The organism is Streptomyces sp. NPDC020807 (assembly GCF_040641575.1).
GTDB lineage: Bacteria > Actinomycetota > Actinomycetes > Streptomycetales > Streptomycetaceae > Streptomyces.
Genome location: NZ_JBFADU010000032.1, coordinates 15,731 through 33,244, shown reverse-complemented (window position 1 = coordinate 33,244; position 17,514 = coordinate 15,731). Strand labels below are relative to the sequence as shown.

At 75.2% G+C, this 17,514-nt stretch carries 17 protein-coding genes; 6 read left to right on the top strand and 11 right to left on the bottom strand.

The window, feature by feature from the left end; translation table 11 throughout:
• Window positions 1-35: 35 nt before the first annotated feature.
• Complete coding sequence (locus AB0G79_RS30280; RefSeq protein WP_360812056.1) at window positions 36-1,091, top strand: enoyl-CoA hydratase/isomerase family protein; 1,056 nt, start codon at window positions 36-38, stop codon at window positions 1,089-1,091.
• A gap of 46 nt (window positions 1,092-1,137) precedes the next feature.
• Here AB0G79_RS30280 and AB0G79_RS30275 read toward each other — a convergent pair whose 3' ends face one another.
• Window positions 1,138-1,866: a lysophospholipid acyltransferase family protein gene (locus AB0G79_RS30275; RefSeq protein ID WP_360812054.1), complete on the bottom strand. Its 729-nt coding sequence runs from the start codon at window positions 1,864-1,866 to the stop codon at window positions 1,138-1,140.
• A 222-nt stretch (window positions 1,867-2,088) separates the two neighbouring features.
• Between AB0G79_RS30275 and AB0G79_RS30270 the strand changes: the two genes are divergently transcribed.
• The gene (locus AB0G79_RS30270; RefSeq protein WP_360812052.1) at window positions 2,089-2,844 is read left to right on the top strand and encodes an alpha/beta hydrolase; all 756 of its coding nucleotides are present in this window, start codon (window positions 2,089-2,091) and stop codon (window positions 2,842-2,844) included.
• Here the strand turns inward: AB0G79_RS30270 and AB0G79_RS30265 are convergent.
• From AB0G79_RS30265 to AB0G79_RS30250, 4 genes are all read right to left on the bottom strand, one after another.
• The gene (locus AB0G79_RS30265) at window positions 2,833-3,516 is read right to left on the bottom strand and encodes a dipeptide/oligopeptide/nickel ABC transporter ATP-binding protein (protein ID WP_360812050.1); all 684 of its coding nucleotides are present in this window, start codon (window positions 3,514-3,516) and stop codon (window positions 2,833-2,835) included. The two genes, AB0G79_RS30270 and AB0G79_RS30265, sit on opposite strands and share 12 nt — an antisense overlap.
• On the bottom strand, window positions 3,513-4,406 hold the full coding sequence (locus AB0G79_RS30260) for an ABC transporter ATP-binding protein (protein ID WP_360812048.1): 894 nt from the start codon (window positions 4,404-4,406) through the stop codon (window positions 3,513-3,515). The genes AB0G79_RS30265 and AB0G79_RS30260 overlap by 4 nt, the downstream gene beginning before the upstream one ends.
• Window positions 4,407-4,470: 64 nt before the next feature.
• Window positions 4,471-6,288, bottom strand: a complete 1,818-nt coding sequence (locus AB0G79_RS30255; RefSeq protein ID WP_360812046.1) for an ABC transporter permease subunit — start codon at window positions 6,286-6,288, stop codon at window positions 4,471-4,473.
• Complete coding sequence (locus tag AB0G79_RS30250; RefSeq protein ID WP_360812044.1) at window positions 6,285-7,757, bottom strand: ABC transporter substrate-binding protein; 1,473 nt, start codon at window positions 7,755-7,757, stop codon at window positions 6,285-6,287. The genes AB0G79_RS30255 and AB0G79_RS30250 overlap by 4 nt, the downstream gene beginning before the upstream one ends.
• 245 nt (window positions 7,758-8,002) lie before the next feature.
• On the opposite strand from AB0G79_RS30250, the gene AB0G79_RS30245 reads away from it, so the two are divergent.
• On the top strand, window positions 8,003-9,196 hold the full coding sequence (locus tag AB0G79_RS30245; RefSeq protein ID WP_360812042.1) for an MFS transporter: 1,194 nt from the start codon (window positions 8,003-8,005) through the stop codon (window positions 9,194-9,196).
• 55 nt (window positions 9,197-9,251) lie between these two features.
• Here the strand turns inward: AB0G79_RS30245 and AB0G79_RS30240 are convergent, their stop codons facing one another.
• From AB0G79_RS30240 to cpt, 3 genes are all read right to left on the bottom strand, one after another.
• Entirely contained in the window at window positions 9,252-10,874 is a 1,623-nt protein-coding gene (locus AB0G79_RS30240) for a DUF4139 domain-containing protein (protein ID WP_360812040.1), read from the bottom strand.
• 8 nt (window positions 10,875-10,882) lie between these two features.
• On the bottom strand, window positions 10,883-12,970 hold the full coding sequence (locus tag AB0G79_RS30235) for a DUF4139 domain-containing protein (protein WP_360812038.1): 2,088 nt from the start codon (window positions 12,968-12,970) through the stop codon (window positions 10,883-10,885).
• A 114-nt stretch (window positions 12,971-13,084) separates the two neighbouring features.
• Entirely contained in the window at window positions 13,085-13,630 is a 546-nt protein-coding gene (gene cpt, locus AB0G79_RS30230) for a chloramphenicol phosphotransferase CPT (protein ID WP_360812036.1), read from the bottom strand.
• A 111-nt stretch (window positions 13,631-13,741) separates the two neighbouring features.
• Here cpt and AB0G79_RS30225 point away from each other — a divergent pair, with 111 nt between their 5' ends.
• Entirely contained in the window at window positions 13,742-14,302 is a 561-nt protein-coding gene (locus tag AB0G79_RS30225) for a GNAT family N-acetyltransferase (protein ID WP_360812034.1), read from the top strand.
• On the opposite strand, the gene AB0G79_RS30220 is transcribed toward AB0G79_RS30225, so the two are convergent.
• The 3 genes from AB0G79_RS30220 to AB0G79_RS30210 all read right to left on the bottom strand — a co-directional run bounded on the left by AB0G79_RS30220 (window position 14,299) and on the right by AB0G79_RS30210 (window position 16,109).
• Entirely contained in the window at window positions 14,299-14,697 is a 399-nt protein-coding gene (locus AB0G79_RS30220; protein WP_360812032.1) for a VOC family protein, read from the bottom strand. The genes AB0G79_RS30225 and AB0G79_RS30220 overlap by 4 nt on opposite strands.
• Before the next feature lie 213 nt (window positions 14,698-14,910).
• Window positions 14,911-15,366 (bottom strand): DUF3291 domain-containing protein, encoded by a 456-nt coding sequence (locus AB0G79_RS30215; protein WP_360812030.1) that lies wholly within the window; start codon window positions 15,364-15,366, stop codon window positions 14,911-14,913.
• Window positions 15,367-15,398: 32 nt separating this feature from the next.
• Window positions 15,399-16,109, bottom strand: a complete 711-nt coding sequence (locus tag AB0G79_RS30210) for a helix-turn-helix domain-containing protein (protein WP_360812129.1) — start codon at window positions 16,107-16,109, stop codon at window positions 15,399-15,401.
• A gap of 79 nt (window positions 16,110-16,188) precedes the next feature.
• Between AB0G79_RS30210 and AB0G79_RS30205 the strand changes: the two genes are divergently transcribed.
• Together AB0G79_RS30205 and AB0G79_RS30200 are read left to right on the top strand one after the other, a co-directional pair.
• Window positions 16,189-16,836 carry an alpha-ketoglutarate-dependent dioxygenase AlkB gene (locus tag AB0G79_RS30205; RefSeq protein ID WP_360812028.1) on the top strand — a complete coding sequence of 216 codons (648 nt, stop codon included), beginning with the start codon at window positions 16,189-16,191 and terminating at the stop codon, window positions 16,834-16,836.
• A gap of 80 nt (window positions 16,837-16,916) precedes the next feature.
• Window positions 16,917-17,471 carry a hypothetical protein gene (locus tag AB0G79_RS30200; protein ID WP_360812026.1) on the top strand — a complete coding sequence of 185 codons (555 nt, stop codon included), beginning with the start codon at window positions 16,917-16,919 and terminating at the stop codon, window positions 17,469-17,471.
• Window positions 17,472-17,514 lie beyond the last annotated feature (43 nt).

Genomic DNA, 17,514 nt, shown 5'->3' with positions numbered 1-17,514 from the left:
CCCGGACAGCGCCGCAGCCAAGGGGAAGGGAACGAGTGATCGTGGAGACCGGAACGCCCGACGTACTCCTCCGCACGGAGGGCCGGGCCGGGTTCGTCACCCTGAACCGCCCGCGCGCCATCAACGCGCTCACCCACCCCATGGTCCTCGCCGTCGACCGCGCCCTCACCGCGTGGGAGGACGACCCGGCCGTCACCACCGTCGTCATCGAGGGCGCGGGGGAGCGCGGGTTGTGCGCCGGCGGGGACATCCGCGCCATCCACGACGACGCCCGCGCCGCCGGCACCGCCTCCGCCGCCTTCTGGCGGGACGAGTACCGCCTCAACGCGCGCATCGCCCGCTACCCCAAGCCGTACGTGGCCCTCATGGACGGCATCGTCATGGGCGGTGGCGTCGGCGTCTCCGCGCACGGCTCCGTCCGCGTCGTCACCGAACGGTCCCGGGTCGCCATGCCGGAGACCGGGATCGGCTTCGTCCCCGACGTCGGCGGTACGTACCTCCTCGGCCGGGCTCCCGGCGAACTCGGCACCCACCTCGCCCTCACCGGCGGGCACGTCGGAGCCGCCGACGCCCTGCTCGTCGGGCTCGCCGACCACACCGTGGCCTCGGCCGAACTCCCCGCCCTCGTCCGCGACCTGGCCGAGCTTCCGGCCGCCGAGGCCGTCGCCCGCCACGCCGTGACGCCGACGCACGGCGTCCTCGCCGAGCAGCGGGAGTGGATCGACGCCTGCTACGCCGCCGCGACGGTCGAGGAGATCGTCGAGCGCCTCTTCGACACCGGCGCCCCCGCCGCCAAGGAGGCGGCCACCACGCTCCTCGCGAAGTCCCCGACGGCGCTCAAGGCCACCCTGGCGACCCTGCGGCGCTCCCGGGCCCTCGCGACCCTCGAAGAGGTCCTGGACCTCGAGTACCGGGTCTCCTGCGCGGCCCTGTCCACCGCCGACCTGGTCGAGGGGATCCGCGCGCAGGTCGTCGACAAGGACCGCGACCCGCACTGGACCCCGCGCACGCTCGCCGAGGTCACGGACGAGGACGTGGCCCGGTACTTCGCCGTGCCCGCCGGCGGCGACCTGGGGCTCGGCGGCCGCTAGGACCTGTCCGGCGGACCGCCCCCTGAGAGGCGGCTCGCCGCGGGCGTCAGGCGCGACGGCGCCGGAGGGACCAGCGGCGGCCCCGGCGCGTGGTGGCGAAGGGCGCCCGCCCGTCCGGGAGGGCGGCGGGTTCGCCCAGCGCCCCGGCCGCCGTCCGCCAGGCGGCGGTGACGGCGCCGTGGGCCATCGCGGTCGCCTCGGCGACGTCCTCGGGCAGCCGGATCGGCGCACCGATGTGGACGTGCAGGCCGGGCCGCCGGACCGGGGCCGTCAGGACCCCGGCGAGCTGCTTCGTCCGCCCGCCGGAGATGATCCGGCGGGCACCGGCCTGCCCGATCGGGACCACCGGCGCCCCGGTCGCCCGAGCGAGCCGCGCGAGTCCGGTGCGGAAGTCCTCCGGCGGGGTCTCGGCGGCGTCCCGGCGGACCGGGAGGCGTCCCTCCGCGTACAGCATCACGTTCCGGCCCGAGGCCAGCGCGACCGCCGCCTGGTCGAGGGCGGCGGAGGCCCGGGGCGTGTTCCGGAACACGGGCACGTACCCGTCGCGCACCAGCACCCGGTTGAGGACCGGCACTCGCCAGAGTCCCGCGGTCGCCAGGAGCACCGGTTCGACGGCCCACCGCCTGCGCAGTGCGGCCAGGACGAGCGCCGAGTCGGCCGACGAGGTGTGGTTCACGACGATGATGCTGCCGGGCTCGACCCGCGCCTCGGGGTCGGTCGTGACGGTGAGCCGCCCGAAGAACGGGACGAGGTTCGCGGAGATGCGGCTGAGCACGGTAAAGCCCCCTGATCCGAGGACGACGCGGTGACATGACCATCGTCTCGGGGCGGGGAGCGGGCCACATGAGCACGCGTACTCAACCGCGGGTGCGTAGTCGCACGGGCCGTTGTCAGTGGTGACTCCTAGAGTGGCTGAACGACTGCGTCACCACATCACCGAACGACTGAGTCACCGAACGACTGAATCACCGAACGAACCGGCACGGGGGAGCACGTCATGCGGGAACTGTTCTTGGAGGACGAGCGGGCGTACGTGCGCTGGATCGACCTGCCCGGCGACGGCCCGGTGCGGGTCTTCGTCCACGGACTCGGGTGCACGGCCGCCTCGGACTTCGCGCACGTCGCCACCCACCCGGCGCTCGGCGGAGGCCGCGCCCTCCTCGTCGACCTGCTCGGCTTCGGTCTGAGCGACCGGCCGGCGGACTTCGACTACCGCGTGGAGTCCCAGGCCGCCGTGGTCGCCCGGATCATCGACCATCTCGGGCTCACCTCCGTCGACCTGATCGGCCATTCGATGGGCGGCGCCGTCGCCATCCGGCTCGCCGCGGACCGGCCGGAGCTGTTCCGGCGGCTGGTCGTCGCCGAGCCCAATCTGTACGCGGGGGGAGGCGCGTTCAGCTCGCCGGTGGCCGCCCAGGACGAAGAGGCCTTCGTGACGGCCGGGTTCGCCCGCATGGTCGCCGAGTGCGACCGCCCCGACTACGCGGCCCGGCTGCGCCTCGCCGATCCCCGCGCGGTGCACCGCAGCGCGGTCGCGCTCGTGGAGGGGTGCGAACCCGCCCCCGGTGACCTCCTCGTCGCGCTCACGACGGTCCGGTCCTTCCTCGTGGGGGAGTGGACCCTGCCGGACGCCGAAGCGGCGCGGATGGCCGCGCTCGGCATATCCGTGACCGAGATCCCGGGCGCCGGGCACAACATGATGCTCGACAACCCGGACGGCTTCGCCGAGGCCCTCGCGGCCTCACTGGTCTGAGGCGACGAGTCGCCCGTCGCGCAGGGTCAGGACCCGGTCGCAGACGTGCCGCACGGTCGGCAGGTCGTGGGAGACGAACAGGGAACCGATGCCCAGGGAGTCCTGAAGGTCCATCAGCAGATTGAGGACGCCCGCTCTGACCGACGGGTCGAGCGCCGAGGTGGGCTCGTCGAGGACGAGCAGCTCGGGCCGGGTGGCCAGGGCGCGCGCGATCCCCACGCGCTGGCACTGGCCGCCGGACAGCTCGTGCGGCAGCCGCGCCCCGAGCGCGCCGTCGAGGCCCACGAGACCGAGGAGCTCCTCGACGCGCGCCGGCCCGTCGGCGGCGGACCACAGGCCGTGGACCCTCAGGGGTTCGGCGATCTGGTCGCGGACGCGGCGCCGCGGGGAGAGGGCGCCGTAGGGGTCCTGGAAGACGGGCTGGAAGCGCGGCCGCAGGGCCCGCAGCCGGCGCTCGGGCAGCGACGTCAGCTCGACGCCGTCGAACCGGACGGAGCCGGAGTCGGGTCGCAGCAGCCGCAGGACGGCGGCGGCCGTCGTCGACTTGCCGCAGCCGGACGGGCCGACGAGTCCGACGGTCTCCCCGGCGGCGACCGTGAACGTCGCCCCGTCCAGGACGGTACGGCCGCCCCGGCGGACGACGAGGTCGCGGACGTCGAGCAGGGCGTTCACGCGGCCGCCTCCACCGGGTGGTGGCAGGCGACGAGACGCCCGTCGACCGGTCGCGGGGAGGGCGCCTCGTCCCGGCAGCCGGAGGCGACCCGGGGGCAGCGCGGGGCGAACGCGCAGCCGGGTTCCGCGGCGGCCGGACCCGGAGCGCCCGGGTCCGGAGCGTGTCCGACGAGGACGGGCAGCCGGGAGCGGTGCGGCAGCGCGGCCGTCGGCAGCGCGCGTACCAGGCCCTGGGTGTACGGAGCGAGCGGGCGGTCGAGCACGGGCGCGGCGCGGCCGGACTCGACGAGCCCCCCGGCGTACAGGACGGCCACGCGGTCGGCGTGCCGCCGTACCGCTTCGAGGTCGTGGCTGACGAGGAGCAGCCCGGCCCCGGCCGCCGCGCACCGCTCCCGCAACAGGCCGAGGACCTGCTCGCGCCGCGCCGGGTCGAGCGCGGTGGTCGGCTCGTCGGCGACGACCAGACGGGCCCCGTTGACCAGGGCCATCGCGATGACCGCGCGCTGGCGCATCCCGCCCGAGAGCGCGTGGGGGTACGCCGACACGGCCTCCTCGGGAAGGCCGACCTCGGCGAGCGCGCGCCGGGCGACGTCCCGCGCCTCGTGCCGTCCCGGCCGGTGGGGCCGGGGCGCCACGGAGCGCACGGCGAGGGCGAGTTGGGTGTCCACCCGGTGGACGGGGGAGAGCGCCGACATGGCGTCCTGCGGGACCCAGGCGAGGCGGCGCCCGAGGTCGCCGGGGGCGACGGGCGCGCCGTGCAGCAGCACCCGGCCGGTCACGACGGCCCCGCGCGGCGCCAGGCCGAGGACCGCCCGCGCGGTCAGCGTCTTCCCCGCGCCGGACTCGCCGACCAGGGCGAACACCTCGCCGGAGCCCACCTCGAAACTCACCCCGCGCACGGCGGGAGGGCCGCCGGAGAATGCGACCGACACGTCCTCGACGCGGAGGAGCGGCTCACGCGGCCCGGGTACCGGCGGCGAGGGAACGGGAGACACGGAGACGGACCTTCCTGAGGAGGGGGACGGACGGCACGGGGCGAGCGGCGCGGGCACCTCGGCGCGCGCCCCGGCGGGGTGAGGCCTGGGAGAGACAGACGGCGAGCGCGCCGAGCAGCGCCAGGGCCGCGGCGGGCGCGAGCGCGGCGACGGGAGCCCGCTCGACGTAGTCGGCCGACTCGTCGAGCAGGAGCCCCCACTCCGGCGACGGCGGCGGGGCGCCGAGCCCGAGGAAACCGAGCGAGGCCAGGGCGAGGGCCACGCCGGGCAGACGCAGCACGGCGTGCCGGGCGACCGGGCCCGCGACCGAGGGCAGGACGTGCCGGGTCCACACCCACCACGCCGGCGCGCCGATCGCCCGTTGCGCCACGAGGAACCCGGAGGCGCGCACCTCCTGCGTGAGCGCCGCCGCGTGCGCGGCGAGCGGGGGCCAGGCGCCCAGGGTCACGGCCAGCGCCGCCACCGCCGTCCCCGGCCCCGTGACGGCGGCGACCAGGAGGCCGATGAGGACGGGCGGCAGGGCGTTCGCCACGTCGGCGAACCCGGCCGCCACACCCGGCAGCACGCCGAGCGCGAGCGCGGTCACCCAGCTCAGGAACGTCACGGCGGCGGCCGTGCCGACCGTCGCCGCCGCTCCGTGCCCCAGCCGGGCCAGGACGTCGCGGCCGAGCGCGTCCGCCCCGAGGGGATGGGCCGCCGAAGGACCGGCGAGGCGCGCCGACACGTCGACGGCGTACGGATCACCCGCCAGCCCCCAGCCGATGACCCCGGCCAGCACGCCGACCAGCGCCCACGGCACGAACGGCGGCACCCTCGACGGTCTCGGCGGCGGCAGCGCGAGCCCGGACTCGCGCAGCGCGGGCCCGAGCATCAGACGGCGGACGGCCCCGGCCGCAGCGCCCGCCAGGAGTCCCAGGCCGAGCAGCGCGAGGACGCAGGCCTGGAGCAGCGGCAGGTCCTGCGAGGTCGCCGCGCCGAGAGCCGCCCGGCCGATGCCGGGGACGGCGAAGACCGTCTCGACGGCGACGGCCCCGCCCGTGAGGCCGACGACCACGAGGCCGAACTGCCCGGCGAGCGCGGGCAGTACCCGCCGCAGCGCGGCCAGGGTGATCCGGGCCCGTCCGGTCCCGGCGCCGCGCCACAGCTCCGCCCACCGCTCCTGGAGGACGGCGGGCAGGGCGTCGGCGACGAGCCGCCCGAGCAGCGCGCCCGCCGGGACGCCCAGGGCGAGCGCGGGCAGGACGAGGTGTTCAGGACCCGCCCAGCCGGAGGTGGGAAGCCACCCGAGCCACACGCCGACGGCGATCAACAGCCCCAGCGAGAGCAGGAACTCGGGGACGGACGCCAGGACCGCCGCCACCGTGCCGGTCGTGGCCCGGCCCCCGAGCAGGACGGGCAGCGCGAGGACCGTGCCGACGAGGAGGGCGACGAGCAGCGCCGCGCCCATGAGCGTCAGCGACACCCCGAGACCGGCGAGCACCGAGGGGAGGACGTCCGTGCCCGACACCCAGGAGACGCCCAGGTCGCCGCGGAGCACCTCGGCGGCCCAGTCGCCGAGCCGTTCCCCGGGGCCGGCGTCGAGCCCGAGGTCGGCGCGGATGGCGCCCAAGGCCTCGGCCGTCGGCTCCTGTTCGGCCGACCGGGCCCGCAGCACGGCGAGCGCCGGGTCCTTGCCGGAGAGCCAGGGCAGCAGGCCGACGGCCACCAGGACGGCGAGGAGAGCGCCGCCGCGCGCGACCGCCGCGGCCGTACGGGAGCCCGGTGCGGGAGCCCTCACCGTACGAAGGTGTCGACGGTGACGAGCTCGCGCTCGCGCGGATCGTGCGCGGCGTCCACGACGCGGGTCGAACCGCCCTGGACCACCCGCTCGTGGAGCATCGGCACGGCGGCGTCCGTGGCGAGCACGGCGGCCTCGGCCGCGACGACCGCCCGGCGGCGGGACTCGCCCGCCGGGGCGGCCGAGGCGGCGGCGAGCGCCTTGTCGACAGCGGGATCGGCGAGCTGGGAGAGGTTGAAGGATCCGTCGCCGGCGAAGTCGCTGTAGAGGTACGCGGCCGGGTCGCCGGAGTCGAGGACCGTGGCCCGGGACAGGACGAAGGCGTCGAACTTCCCGGCTAGGGCGTCCGCCTCGATGGCGGAGTAGGACCGGACGTCGAGGGTGACGGTGAACCCGGCCGCGCGCAGCTGCTGCTGGAGGAGTTGCGCGACCTCGGGCAGCTCGGCCCGGTCGGTGAAGGTGCCGATGGTGATCCGGGCGCCCTTCGGGGCGGCGGCGGGGGAGCGGCGCACCGGCTGGCGGAGCTCGGCGGCCCAGGGGAGTGCGGGACCGAGGAGTCCCTCGGCGACGTCGGCCCGGTTCTCGTACACGCCGGTCACCAGGGCGCGCGCGTCGACGGCGGCACGGGCCGCGGCGCGGAGGGCGGGGTCGGCGAAGGGGCCCTTCCGGGTGTTGAGGTAGAGGGTGTTGGTGCGCGGCATCGGGACCTCGGTGACGAGCCCGGGGGCGAGGAGTCCTGCCTGGGAGACGGGGACCGCCTCGACGATGTCGGCCTCGCCGCTGCGCAGGGCGGCGGCCCGGGCCGTGCCGTCGGGGACGTACCGGACGTCGATTCCCGCCGCCTTGGCCCTGCCGCCCCAGTAGTTGTCGTACCGGTCGAGGGTGGCGGAGGCGGTGCCGTCCGCGCGGACGAGGACGAAGGGCCCGGTCCCGGCGCCGACCGGGTTCACGGTCGCGCCCGTGTAGGCCTTCGCCGCGAGGACCGACAGCTGCGGGGAGCTGAGCCGCTGGGGGACGAGGGGGTCGTCGGCGGCCGTGGTGACGGTGACGGTGCGCGGGTCCGTGGCACGGACCGAGAGGTCGACGCCGTCCAGGATGCGGGGCTTCGGCGAGGCCTGCGCGGCGGCGGTCAGGGAGCGGACGACGTCGCCGGCGGTGAGCGGGCTGCCGTCGTGGAAGGTGACGCCCTCGCGCACCGCGAAGGTCCAGGTCCGCCCGTTCTGCCGCCAGCCGGTGGCGAGTGCGGGGACGGCGTTGCCGTCGCGGTCGAGCCGCACGAGCGTCTCGGCGGTCGACCACCGCGACAGCTTGAAGGCGTCGTCGGAGAGCGGGGAGAGGCCGGAACGAGGGGGCTGCATCATCGCGACCCGTATCCGCCCGTCCGCGCCGTTCGCACCGTCCGAGGCGCTCCCGCTCCCGCCCGCGGCGAAGCAGCCGCTGAGCAGGGAGCCGACGACGGCAGTGGTCACGACGGAGAGCACGCCGCGGCGGCTGGGGAGGTGGCGGCGGGGGCTTTCGGGCAGGCGAAACACAGGAAGGTCCTCGGAGAAAGTGACGTGCGGTGACGTGCGGGAAGCCCCGACCATAGCATCATGACAATCGTTTTCATTAAAGAGATTGCTCGCCCCTGCCCCGGACCCCCCGCCCCGGACCCGCCGCGCCGAGGCCGCCCCCTGCCTGGCCGACGCCTCCGCGCGGGGATACGGTCGGCGCCATGCAAGGTGATCGCCGAGGCTGGCTGCCGTGTCTGCTCGCCGGGGCCGTGTTCGTCGTGTGCATGGCCGGCACCACGCTGCCGACCCCGCTCTACCCCCTCTACCAGGAGGAGTTCGGCTTCTCCGAACTGACCGTCACCATCGTCTACGCGGTCTACGCCTTCGGAGTCATCGGCGTCCTCCTCCTCGCCGGCAACGCCTCGGACACCATCGGCCGACGCCCCACCCTCCTCTGCGGCCTCGGCTTCTCCGCCGCGAGCGCCCTGTGCTTCCTGTCCGCCGACGCGCTGGGCTGGCTGTACGCGGGCCGTCTGCTCTCCGGACTGTCGGTGGGCCTCTTCACCGGAGCCGCCACCGCGTACGTCATGGAACTCGCCCCGGAGGGCGGGCGCGCCCGGGCGACGTTCGTGGCGACCGCCGCCAACATGGGCGGCCTGGGCTGCGGCCCCCTGCTCGCGGGCCTGCTCGCCGAATACGCCCCCGACCCCCTGGTCCTCCCCTTCGCGGTGCACCTGGCCCTGGTCGTCCTCAGCGCCCTCGTCCTGCTGCGCCTCCCCGAGACCGTCCCGAACCGACGCGGCCTCACCGCCGTCCGACCCCAGCGCCCCGCCCTCCCCGCCCGGGTCCGCGCCGTCTTCGTCCCGGCTGCCGTCGCCTCCTTCGTCGGCTTCGCCCTCTTCGGCGTCTTCACCTCCGTCAGCCCCGCGTTCCTCGCCCGCTACCTCCACGTGGACAACCACGCCGTCACCGGCCTGATCGTGGCGCTCGCCTTCTTCGCCTCCACCGCCGGACAGCTGGCCGTCGGCCGCCTCGGCGTGGCCCGCTCGCTCGTCCTGGGCTGCGCGGTCCTCTTCGCCGGCCTCGCGCTCCTCGCGGCCGCCCTCTACACGGACCTCCTCGTCCTCGTCGTCCTCTCCGCAGTCGTCGGGGGCACCGGCCAGGGCCTCGCCTTCCGTGCGGCCCTGACCTCCGTGGCCGCCGCCGCACCCGAGGACCGGCGCGCGGCCGTCATCTCGACCCTCTTCGTCGTCGCCTACACCGGCATCTCGATCCCGGTGATCGGCGTCGGCCTCCTCGCCGACCCCCTCGGCCTCGAAGGCGCAGGCCTGGTCTTCATCGCCTGCATGCTGACGATGGTCGCCTCGGCCGCCGCCTACCTCCTCCGACGGGGAACAGCGGCCAGGACCCCCTGAGGAGCCCCTCGGGACAGCCTCGGGGCCCCACTCAGGGGAAGGCTCCGGCGAAGGCTCAGAGGCCGGTGACCTTCGACGTCGCCGTCATCTCGTAGACCAGGGTCACCGTCCGGCGGCCGCCCGGGGGCAGGGTCACGTTCCACCGGGCGATCCCGTCGGCGTCGAGCGCGTCGGGCTCCGGCGAGCAGCCCTCCTTGCGCAGACGGACCTCCACCGCCGACACCTCGGAGACCGGTATCCGCTCCCGCACGGCGACCACCTGGTCGCCGTGCTCGCCCGGCGCCGAGAACCGGGACAGGTGCAGCCGGACCGTGCGGGTGACCACCGTCCGCTGCGCGAGCCCCGTCGTCTCGCGCGACTCCTTCGACTCCCGCACCACCCGGTAGTCGTCGCGACTCCCGAAGGCCAGCTCGAAGGGGGCGCCGACGGCGGTGAACTCCATCGACCCCCGGCCGATGAACCCGCCCCCGCGCACCAGGTCCACGGGGCCGGCGAGGAGGACGTGGCCCGATCGGTTGTCACCGCGCACCACCTGGGTGACCAGCGGGGACACCTCGGGCGATGAGGCGTACTCGCTGCGGGCCGGGGCGGTGAACGCGGACACCGGCACCCGGTGGGCGCGACCGTCACCGCGGACCGACACCGGTTCGGGGGACCGCAGCACGCGCACCTCGCCGCCGTCGTCCACGGCCGGCAGGCCGAGGACCGGCGCGGGCCCGAGGCCGGCGATCTCCTCCTCGCGCAGCTCGACGTCGACCGTGCGGCGCTCCGCCGCGGACCGCTCCGTGACCGTCAGCCGGTCCTCGGTCAGGCGTGGCGGTTCGGTCGCCCGCGCCGAACGGGCCGTCGACAGCGTCAGCCGCGCGCCGGACCAGTCCTCACCGGTCCGCTGCCAGACGATCGCCTCCGACTCCAGCGTGAGGGAGCCGCCTTCGAGGACGGCCCGGTAGGCGGGTCGCCACAGGGCGCACGGAGTGAGGTGCGTCAGACGCAGCCGGGCCGGTCCCGCGACCGCGCTCTCCACGGTCAGCTCGACGTGCCCGACGAGCTCGGCCGGCTCCTCGTCGGTGAGGCTGACGGCGTGACGGGCGGCCCGCAGCTCGGCCTCCACGGCCTCCACTTCGGCCTCGGTGGCCCGGAGCCGCTCGGCGTGGGTGTCGCGCTCCGCGTCGACGCGGTCCAGCTCGCGGGACCAGCGGTCCCGCTCCGTCTCCCCGAAGCCGGCGCCTTCGCCGATCTCCCGCAGCAGGTCGGCCGCGAGGCGACCGAGCAGGTCGAGGCGGGCACGGAGCCGGTGGCGCCGCCGTTCCAGCTCAGCCTGCCGGTCGTCGAGCGCTCGGATCCGGAGCCGAAGCCCGGAGTCCTCGTCCTCCGACGGCTCAGGCCCGCGCGGTGTCCAGGCCCGCACGATCCGTGCGTCGAGGACGGTCACCGAACCCGTGCCGGTCAGCTCGGCGTGGAGCGTGTGGTCGACGGCCAGCGCGCTGACCGGGCCGAGACGCAGCCGCTGGACTCCGGCCGCCAGGTCGAGCCCGGTGACGCGCTCGACCTGCGCGCGGTCCTCCAGGACGGTGACGGCGGTGACGGGCAGGGGGACGACGGCATCGCCGACGACGGGCTTGCCGGCGACGGGATCGCCGGCGGCGGCCGCGGTGAGCGGCTTCGGTTCCGTGGACATGGCGGGTCTCAACTCCTGCGGTTTCCGCCGACCAGGGCCTTGCCGGTCGGGATGCGGATCTCGTAGCCGCCGTCGAGGGCGGAGGTGGCGCCCGCGTCGAGCCGCACCCGCCAGACGCGGGTGCCCGGGGCCTGACGACCGGCCGCGGCGCCGCTGTCCGGCTCCGTCCAGTCGGCCCGCTCCTCGATGCGGACGTCGGCGTCGGAGGTGACCGGGACGCGCTCCAGGACCTCGACGGTGACCGGCTTCGCCAGCCGGTTGGCCAGCTCCACGTGGACGCGGTGGTCGAGCACGGTGATGTTGTTCCGCAGGCCCGCGACCGACTCCCGCAGCTGCGTGCGACGGCTCACCCGAATTCCCTCGGCGGGCCCGAGCCCCACCCTGCGCACGGCGCCCGGCGCGAGCGTGGGCAGCGAGGCGGTCAGGAGGAAGTCGTCGTCGACGGACACCTCCACAGGCCCTGCGAGCAGGGCCTGTTCGGTGGCGTTGGACAGCAGGAGCGACGCGTAGACGGTCTGCTCCACGGACGGCACGCACACGTACTCGGTGCGCAGACCGACCGCGATCTCGCCGACGGTGACGCTGTGCCAGGTGCCGTCCGAGGGGATGTCGGCGCGGGCGGCGGCGTCGAAACGGTGGTCGAAGGATCCGGCCGACGCCCGGGGACGCACGGTCCGTCCGGGCAGCGGCAACGAGGCCACCGCCTCGGCACGGCGACGGTACTCGGTCGCCACCGGGTCGAGGGTCACGTCGGGGAACAGCCGCCCGCGACGGCCGGCCCGGTCGTCGGGACCGGACAGGACGAGCGCGCCGTAGTCGAGTTCGGCGAGGCTCGGCTCCGGCGGCCCGGCCACCGGAGCCGGAGGCGGCGGAGCCGGAGGCGGCGGTGCCGGGAGCCCGCCCGGCGGCGCCGGTGCCGACGGGGCGAGACGGGCCATGGGCGCGGGTGGCGGTGCGACCGGGGACTGCGGCGCCCCGCCGCCGTACGGCGCGGAGGCGGCGAAGTCGGGCACCCCGGTGAAGGCCGGCGGCCCCGACGGGGCCACCGCGGGCGCGGGCGCCGGCGGTGGCGGTGGCGGCGCCGCCACGGCGACGGGCGCGGAGCCAGGGGCCGAACCCGCCATCGGGGAACCGCGGAACGCGGGCCGGGGCCCCGCGGAGTCGTAACCGGCGAACAGCTCGGCGAGCCCCGCCGGGGGCTCGCGCCAGCCGGAGGGCGCGGGGGCCTCCTGGCGGCGCCCGATCCGCAGCGACCTGAGGCGCGGCAGGTCGGTGCGGCGCTGGAGGTCGGCGCTGCTGAGGGCGACCCGGACGCCCGTCCAGTCCTCGCCGGTCCGCTGTGCCACGGAGGCGCGCAGCACGAGCCGACCGGTCTCGTCCCCCTGCCGGTGGTCGAGCCGGTAGGACGGCACCCACACGGCGCCCGGGACGCCGTACTCCACCTCCACCGTGACCTCGGCGTCCCGGTCGACGGGCCCGCCGTGGTCCGCGGCCAGGGTCAGCACGGCGCTGACGGTCGTGTCGACGTGCGCCGACGGCGCGTCCGTGGAGGCACGCGCGAGCCGGTCGAAGGCGAGGTCGAGCTCGTGGTCGACGACCGTGACCGCCTTCTCCAGCTCGACGAGCCGGGCGTGGAGCCCGGCGAGGCGCTCGTCGACGAAGTCCGCGAGATCGAGCCAGGCGTCGACCGGCGTCCGGCGATGAGGGTCCTCACGCTTGCGCGCGGGCGGTACCGGGTGGAGCGCCGTGACCTCCTTGATCAGACGCGTCTGCCGCTCGACCCGCGCCCGCGCGGCGGCCTGCTCGTCGCTCAGCCGGTCGACCTCGCGCCGCAACAGGTCACCGTCGCCCGCGAGCCCCGCGCGCACCGGCTCGGCCTCGACCTCCACCCGCGCCTCGGTCACCCGCAGCCCGGGCAGTCCCAGGACCCGCGCCCGCAGCGACCCGGGATCGAGTGAACGAGGCAGCCCCGTCACCCGTACCCGCCGATCGCCCGGCACCGTGCCCCGCGCGATCCGCCGACACAAGGCGCCCTGCGCGTACACGACGACGGAATCGAGGGAAGACCCCCACCGCCGTACCACCTCGGCCGTCATGCACCCCACCCCCCACGCTTCACTTGATCGGAGCCTACGCCGGGTCGGGTCCGCGCGTCTTCAGGGAACGTCCCTAGTGGATCCCCCGGGGGTCCGCCTGGTCACAGGGCCCGGCTACCCGGCCTGGGTGAGGACGCGCGCGGCGATGACCTTGGCGATGTCCAGCGACTCGGCCCGTGTCGTGTCCACCTCCAGGTCGTACGTCACTCCCTCGTGGACCAGCTCCGCCTGCGTCGCCGCCATTCCCACGGCACGGTCGCCCCGTGCGAGCTCACGGCCCGCGGCGACGGCGCCGTCGCACCGGACGCCGACCCACAGGGCCGGCAGGTCGCCGAGGGCCTTCCGCCAGCGCTCCTGGGAGGCGTCGCCGCCGAGGAAGACGTCGTCGATGACGATCCGGGCACCCGCGCGGGCCATCGTGGCGACACCCTCGCGCCACGCGGCCTCCAGCTCCAGGAAGTCCGTACCGATGCTGATGCCGCCGTCGTCGGCGATGGCGATCCCGGCGTCCGACGCCCGCATTCGGGCGGGCAGCGCGTCGACGAACGCGTCGCAGCCGAAGGCGAGCCAGGGGTCCGGCAGTACGGACTGGAGGCACCGCACGATGCCGGACTTCCCGGAGCTCGAACCGCCGTTGAGGATGATCATCTTGGTGGACATCGAGCCAGGCTAGACGGTCCGGAGCGCGGGGGCCCGGGCAATTCGGTCGCCGTGTCGTCCGGCGGCCCCTACGCTCGTCGTGTCCTCATCCGTCTCCGTCGAGGAGCCCCGATGATCACCTGGCGCCGGCTCGGCGAACCCGACTTCCCGTTGCTCGGGCGATGGCTGGCCGCGCCGCACGTCGCCCGCTGGTGGAACCACGAGACCTCCCCGGAGGCCGTCGCCCGCGACTTCGGCGCGGCGGCCCGCGGGGAGGAGCCCTCGGAGGACCTGCTCGTCATGCTCGACGGCGTACCCCTCGGCCTGGTGCAGCGCTGCCGCCTGGCCGACTACCCGGAATCCCTCGACGAGTTGACGGCCGTGGCCGACGTGCCGGAGGGTGCGGTCACCATCGACTACCTGATCGGTGACGCGCACCTCACGGGCCGAGGTCACGGCGTCCGCATGATCGCGGACGTCGTCGCGGCGACCTGGAACGACTGTCCGGAGGCGAGCGCGGTCGTCGTGCCCGTCCACACGGGCAACCGGCCCTCCTGGCGCGCCCTGGAGAAGGCGGGACTCCGCCGCGTGGCCGAGATCCCGCTCAAGCCGGACAACCCGATCGACGACCGCTCCCACTACCTCTACCGCGTCGACCGGCCGGGCACCGCCCCCGGCGATTCGCGTCCCTAGCGGACGTACGGGCGGGTCAGGATCTCCATGTTGTGGCCGTCCGGGTCCAGGAAGTACGCGCCGCGGCCGCCGAAGAGGTTGTTCACCTTGCCGGGCGAGGAGTGGTAGGGGTCCGCGTAGTACGTGACGCCGGCCGCCTCCAGGCGGTCGATCATTCCGTCGAACCGCTCCTCCGGCACGAGGAACGCGTAGTGCTGCGACTGGATCGGCTCGTTGCGCTTCTCGTAGTAGTCGAGCGTGACGCCGTTCCCGAGGTCGAGCGGCACGAACGGGCCGAACAGGGCGCCGACCTCCAGTTCCAGGATGCCGGCGAGGAACTCGGCGGACACCCGCCGGTCGCGCGCGTAGACGACGGTGTGGTTCAGCTCGATGTGTGGTGTCTGGTTCTCGGTCATGCGGATGAGATCTCCTGTCTCCGGTCCGGGTTTCGCGTGAAGCGGGAAAAGCGCGGAAGCGGAGAGGGAAAGGCGGGCTCCTGGCCCGCCTCGGAGTCATGCCGAGGCCGGGACACTCACTCGTGAATGGCTCAAGGCCGACCCGGTAGTCACGTGAGCGAATCTAATGACCATGAGCGCCCCGGGCAACAGCGTTTTCGGCCGTCCCGGTCGTCAGAGCGCCTCGGCCGGCTCGTACGGGGACGTGAACGTGAACGCCCGCGGTGACGACCCGTTGGCACGGAGCTCGTCGAGCCGGGCGAGGGACTCCTCGACGGTCGGGAGGTGGCCCGCCGGTACCCACCACAGCACCATGTCCGCCCGCACGTGCCGCGCGAACCACTCCCGGCGCCGGCGCATCGCCTCCAGGTGGCCGCTGCGGTAGGTGAACTCCCACAGCGACTCCCTGCTCTCCCACACCGAGAGGTTGACGATCACGTTCTCGCCCGCCGGGCGCAGGCCGGTCGCGTCGCTCGCGCCGTCGCCGACGAGCCGCCAGACGAAGCCGGGTGCGGCGTCGGCGGCGGCGTTGACCGGGTCGAGCAGCTCGACGAAGGGTGCGGTGCGGGGGTCGTCGAGGGGGTGGAGGAGCGTGGCGATGTTGAGCTGCGCCAGGTGGAAGGTGGTCATGGGTTCATCCCAGCATGTGCGGGATTTCTATGTCAATGAAGATTGTTTTTAGAAGGTTCGACCGGTTCGATCACCACGCAGCACTCTCCCGGCCGCGTCTCCATCCGGGCCCGCACCGGACCGTCCGTGCCGATCAGTCCCTCGACGAGGGCGAGGTTCATGCCGCAGACGAGCGGCGGAAATCGCTCGGCGACCGCGTGGAACGGGCAGTTGCGCATCCGGACGGCCGGGGTGGCCCCGCCCGCGACCCCGTCTGGCGGGGCGTCCGTACCGGCGGGGGCCTCCCGGTACGGCTCGTAACCCCGCCCCCTCAGCAGCGCCATGACCTCGTCGAGTCCGCCGCACGGAGCCGCCGCGCCGCGCAGGCTCTCGCCGCGCCGGCGCGCCGCCGCACGGAGCTCGGTGTCGAGCCCCGCCTCCTCGGCCGTCTCGGCGAGCAGCTCCGCGGCGGTGCGGTAGTCCCGGCCCGGCAGGGAGACGGCGCGCTCGGTGCGGGCGCGCGTGTACACCTTGGCCGGGCGGCCCGCCCCGGGGCCCGAGCGCCCCGTCAGGCGACGGCTTCCGCTCTCCAGGAGTCCCGCCTCGGTCAGCTTGTCCAGGTGGTGCGCGGCCAGCGTGCGCGCCACCTCGGTCGCCTCGGCGGCTTCGTTGCGGCCGACCTCGCGGCCCTGGGCCACCACGTACTCGTACAGCCGGCGGCGTACCGGATCCTGCAGTGCCGCGATCGCGTCGATGTCGTCCATGGCGTCCATGGCGCCATTCTAGGAACATCAGGAGGGCGTTAATCGGTCACATGTTCGATCCTGTGTCTATGCTGGAACCATGACCGCCGCACCGCCGGACCTGCCCGGCTTCCAGGGCTCCCTGTTCGACCAGGGCGCCGACATGCGGCCCGGTCCCCTGCGCGGCCTCCGGCGTACGGAGCTCGGGCGCGGCGCCTGGGTCGACCACCTCCCCGGCTGGTTCCTCGGCGCCGACGCGCTGTTCGAGGAGCTGGTGGCGGAGGTGCCCTGGCACGCCGAGGAGCGGAAGATGTACGACCACGTCGTCGCCGTCCCCCGTCTCCTCGCGTACTACCGTGAGGGCGCCCCGCTCCCGCACCCCGCCCTCGTCGCGGCGCGCGAGGCCCTCGACCGGCACTACGCCCCCGAACTCGGCGAGCCGTTCGTCTCCGCCGGGCTCTGCCTCTACCGCGACGGGCGCGACAGCGTCGCCTGGCACGGCGACCGGATCGGGCGCTCCGCCACGCACGACACGATGGTCGCGATCCTCTCCCTCGGCGACCCGCGCGACCTCGCGCTCCGTCCGCGCGGCGGCGGCCCCGTCGCGCTCCGGCTGCCCCTCGGTCACGGCGACCTCGTCGTGATGGGCGGCTCGTGCCAGCGGACCTGGGAGCACGCGATCCCGAAGACGAGCCGCGCGGTCGGTCCCCGGATCAGCGTGCAGTTCCGGCCGCGAGGAGTGGGCTGAGAGACGGGAGACCGCTCCTCGCCGGACCGGCTCCGCCGCGGCCTCCTGATACCGTCCGTCCCCACGCTGACAGGAGATTCATGGCCCCCACCGCGCCCCCGCTGGAGGACGATCCCGCCTTTCGCTCGTGGCTCCGCCGCGTCGCCGTCCTCCTGGGGGAGGACTGGAACCCCGACCCGGGCCACCGGCCCTCCCTGCCCGACGGGACCGCCGACTTCCTCACCGGGGTCTTCATCCGCAACGGCGCCGTGCCGGAGGACCACCTCGTCCCCCTCCTCGCCGAGCACCGCAAGGAGGTCGCCCTCGGCGTCGTGGACGCGCTCCTCGCCCAGGTCCGCCGCGACACCGGCCGCGCCCTCCGCGTGGCGGTGACGTACGACCCTCCGGGGGAGTGGGGCGAACCGCTGGGGCGGCTGACGGTCGGGCACGAGGCGGTGTGGGGCGTCCACCCGGTGGATCTCGCGGTCGGCGCGGCCGAGGGGGTGCAGTGCCTGCTCGCCGACCGCGACCGGGTGCTCTGGCCCGTCTGCCCGGACCACCGCGTCGTTCCGCACCCCGCCCGCGACCCCTCCGGCGCCGCCGTCTGGATCTGCGCCGTCACCCGGCACGTGACGGGGTCCATCCCGCACGCGTGACCGCATCGCCTTCCGGCCGAAGGCCGATCGCGCGTGAGTAACC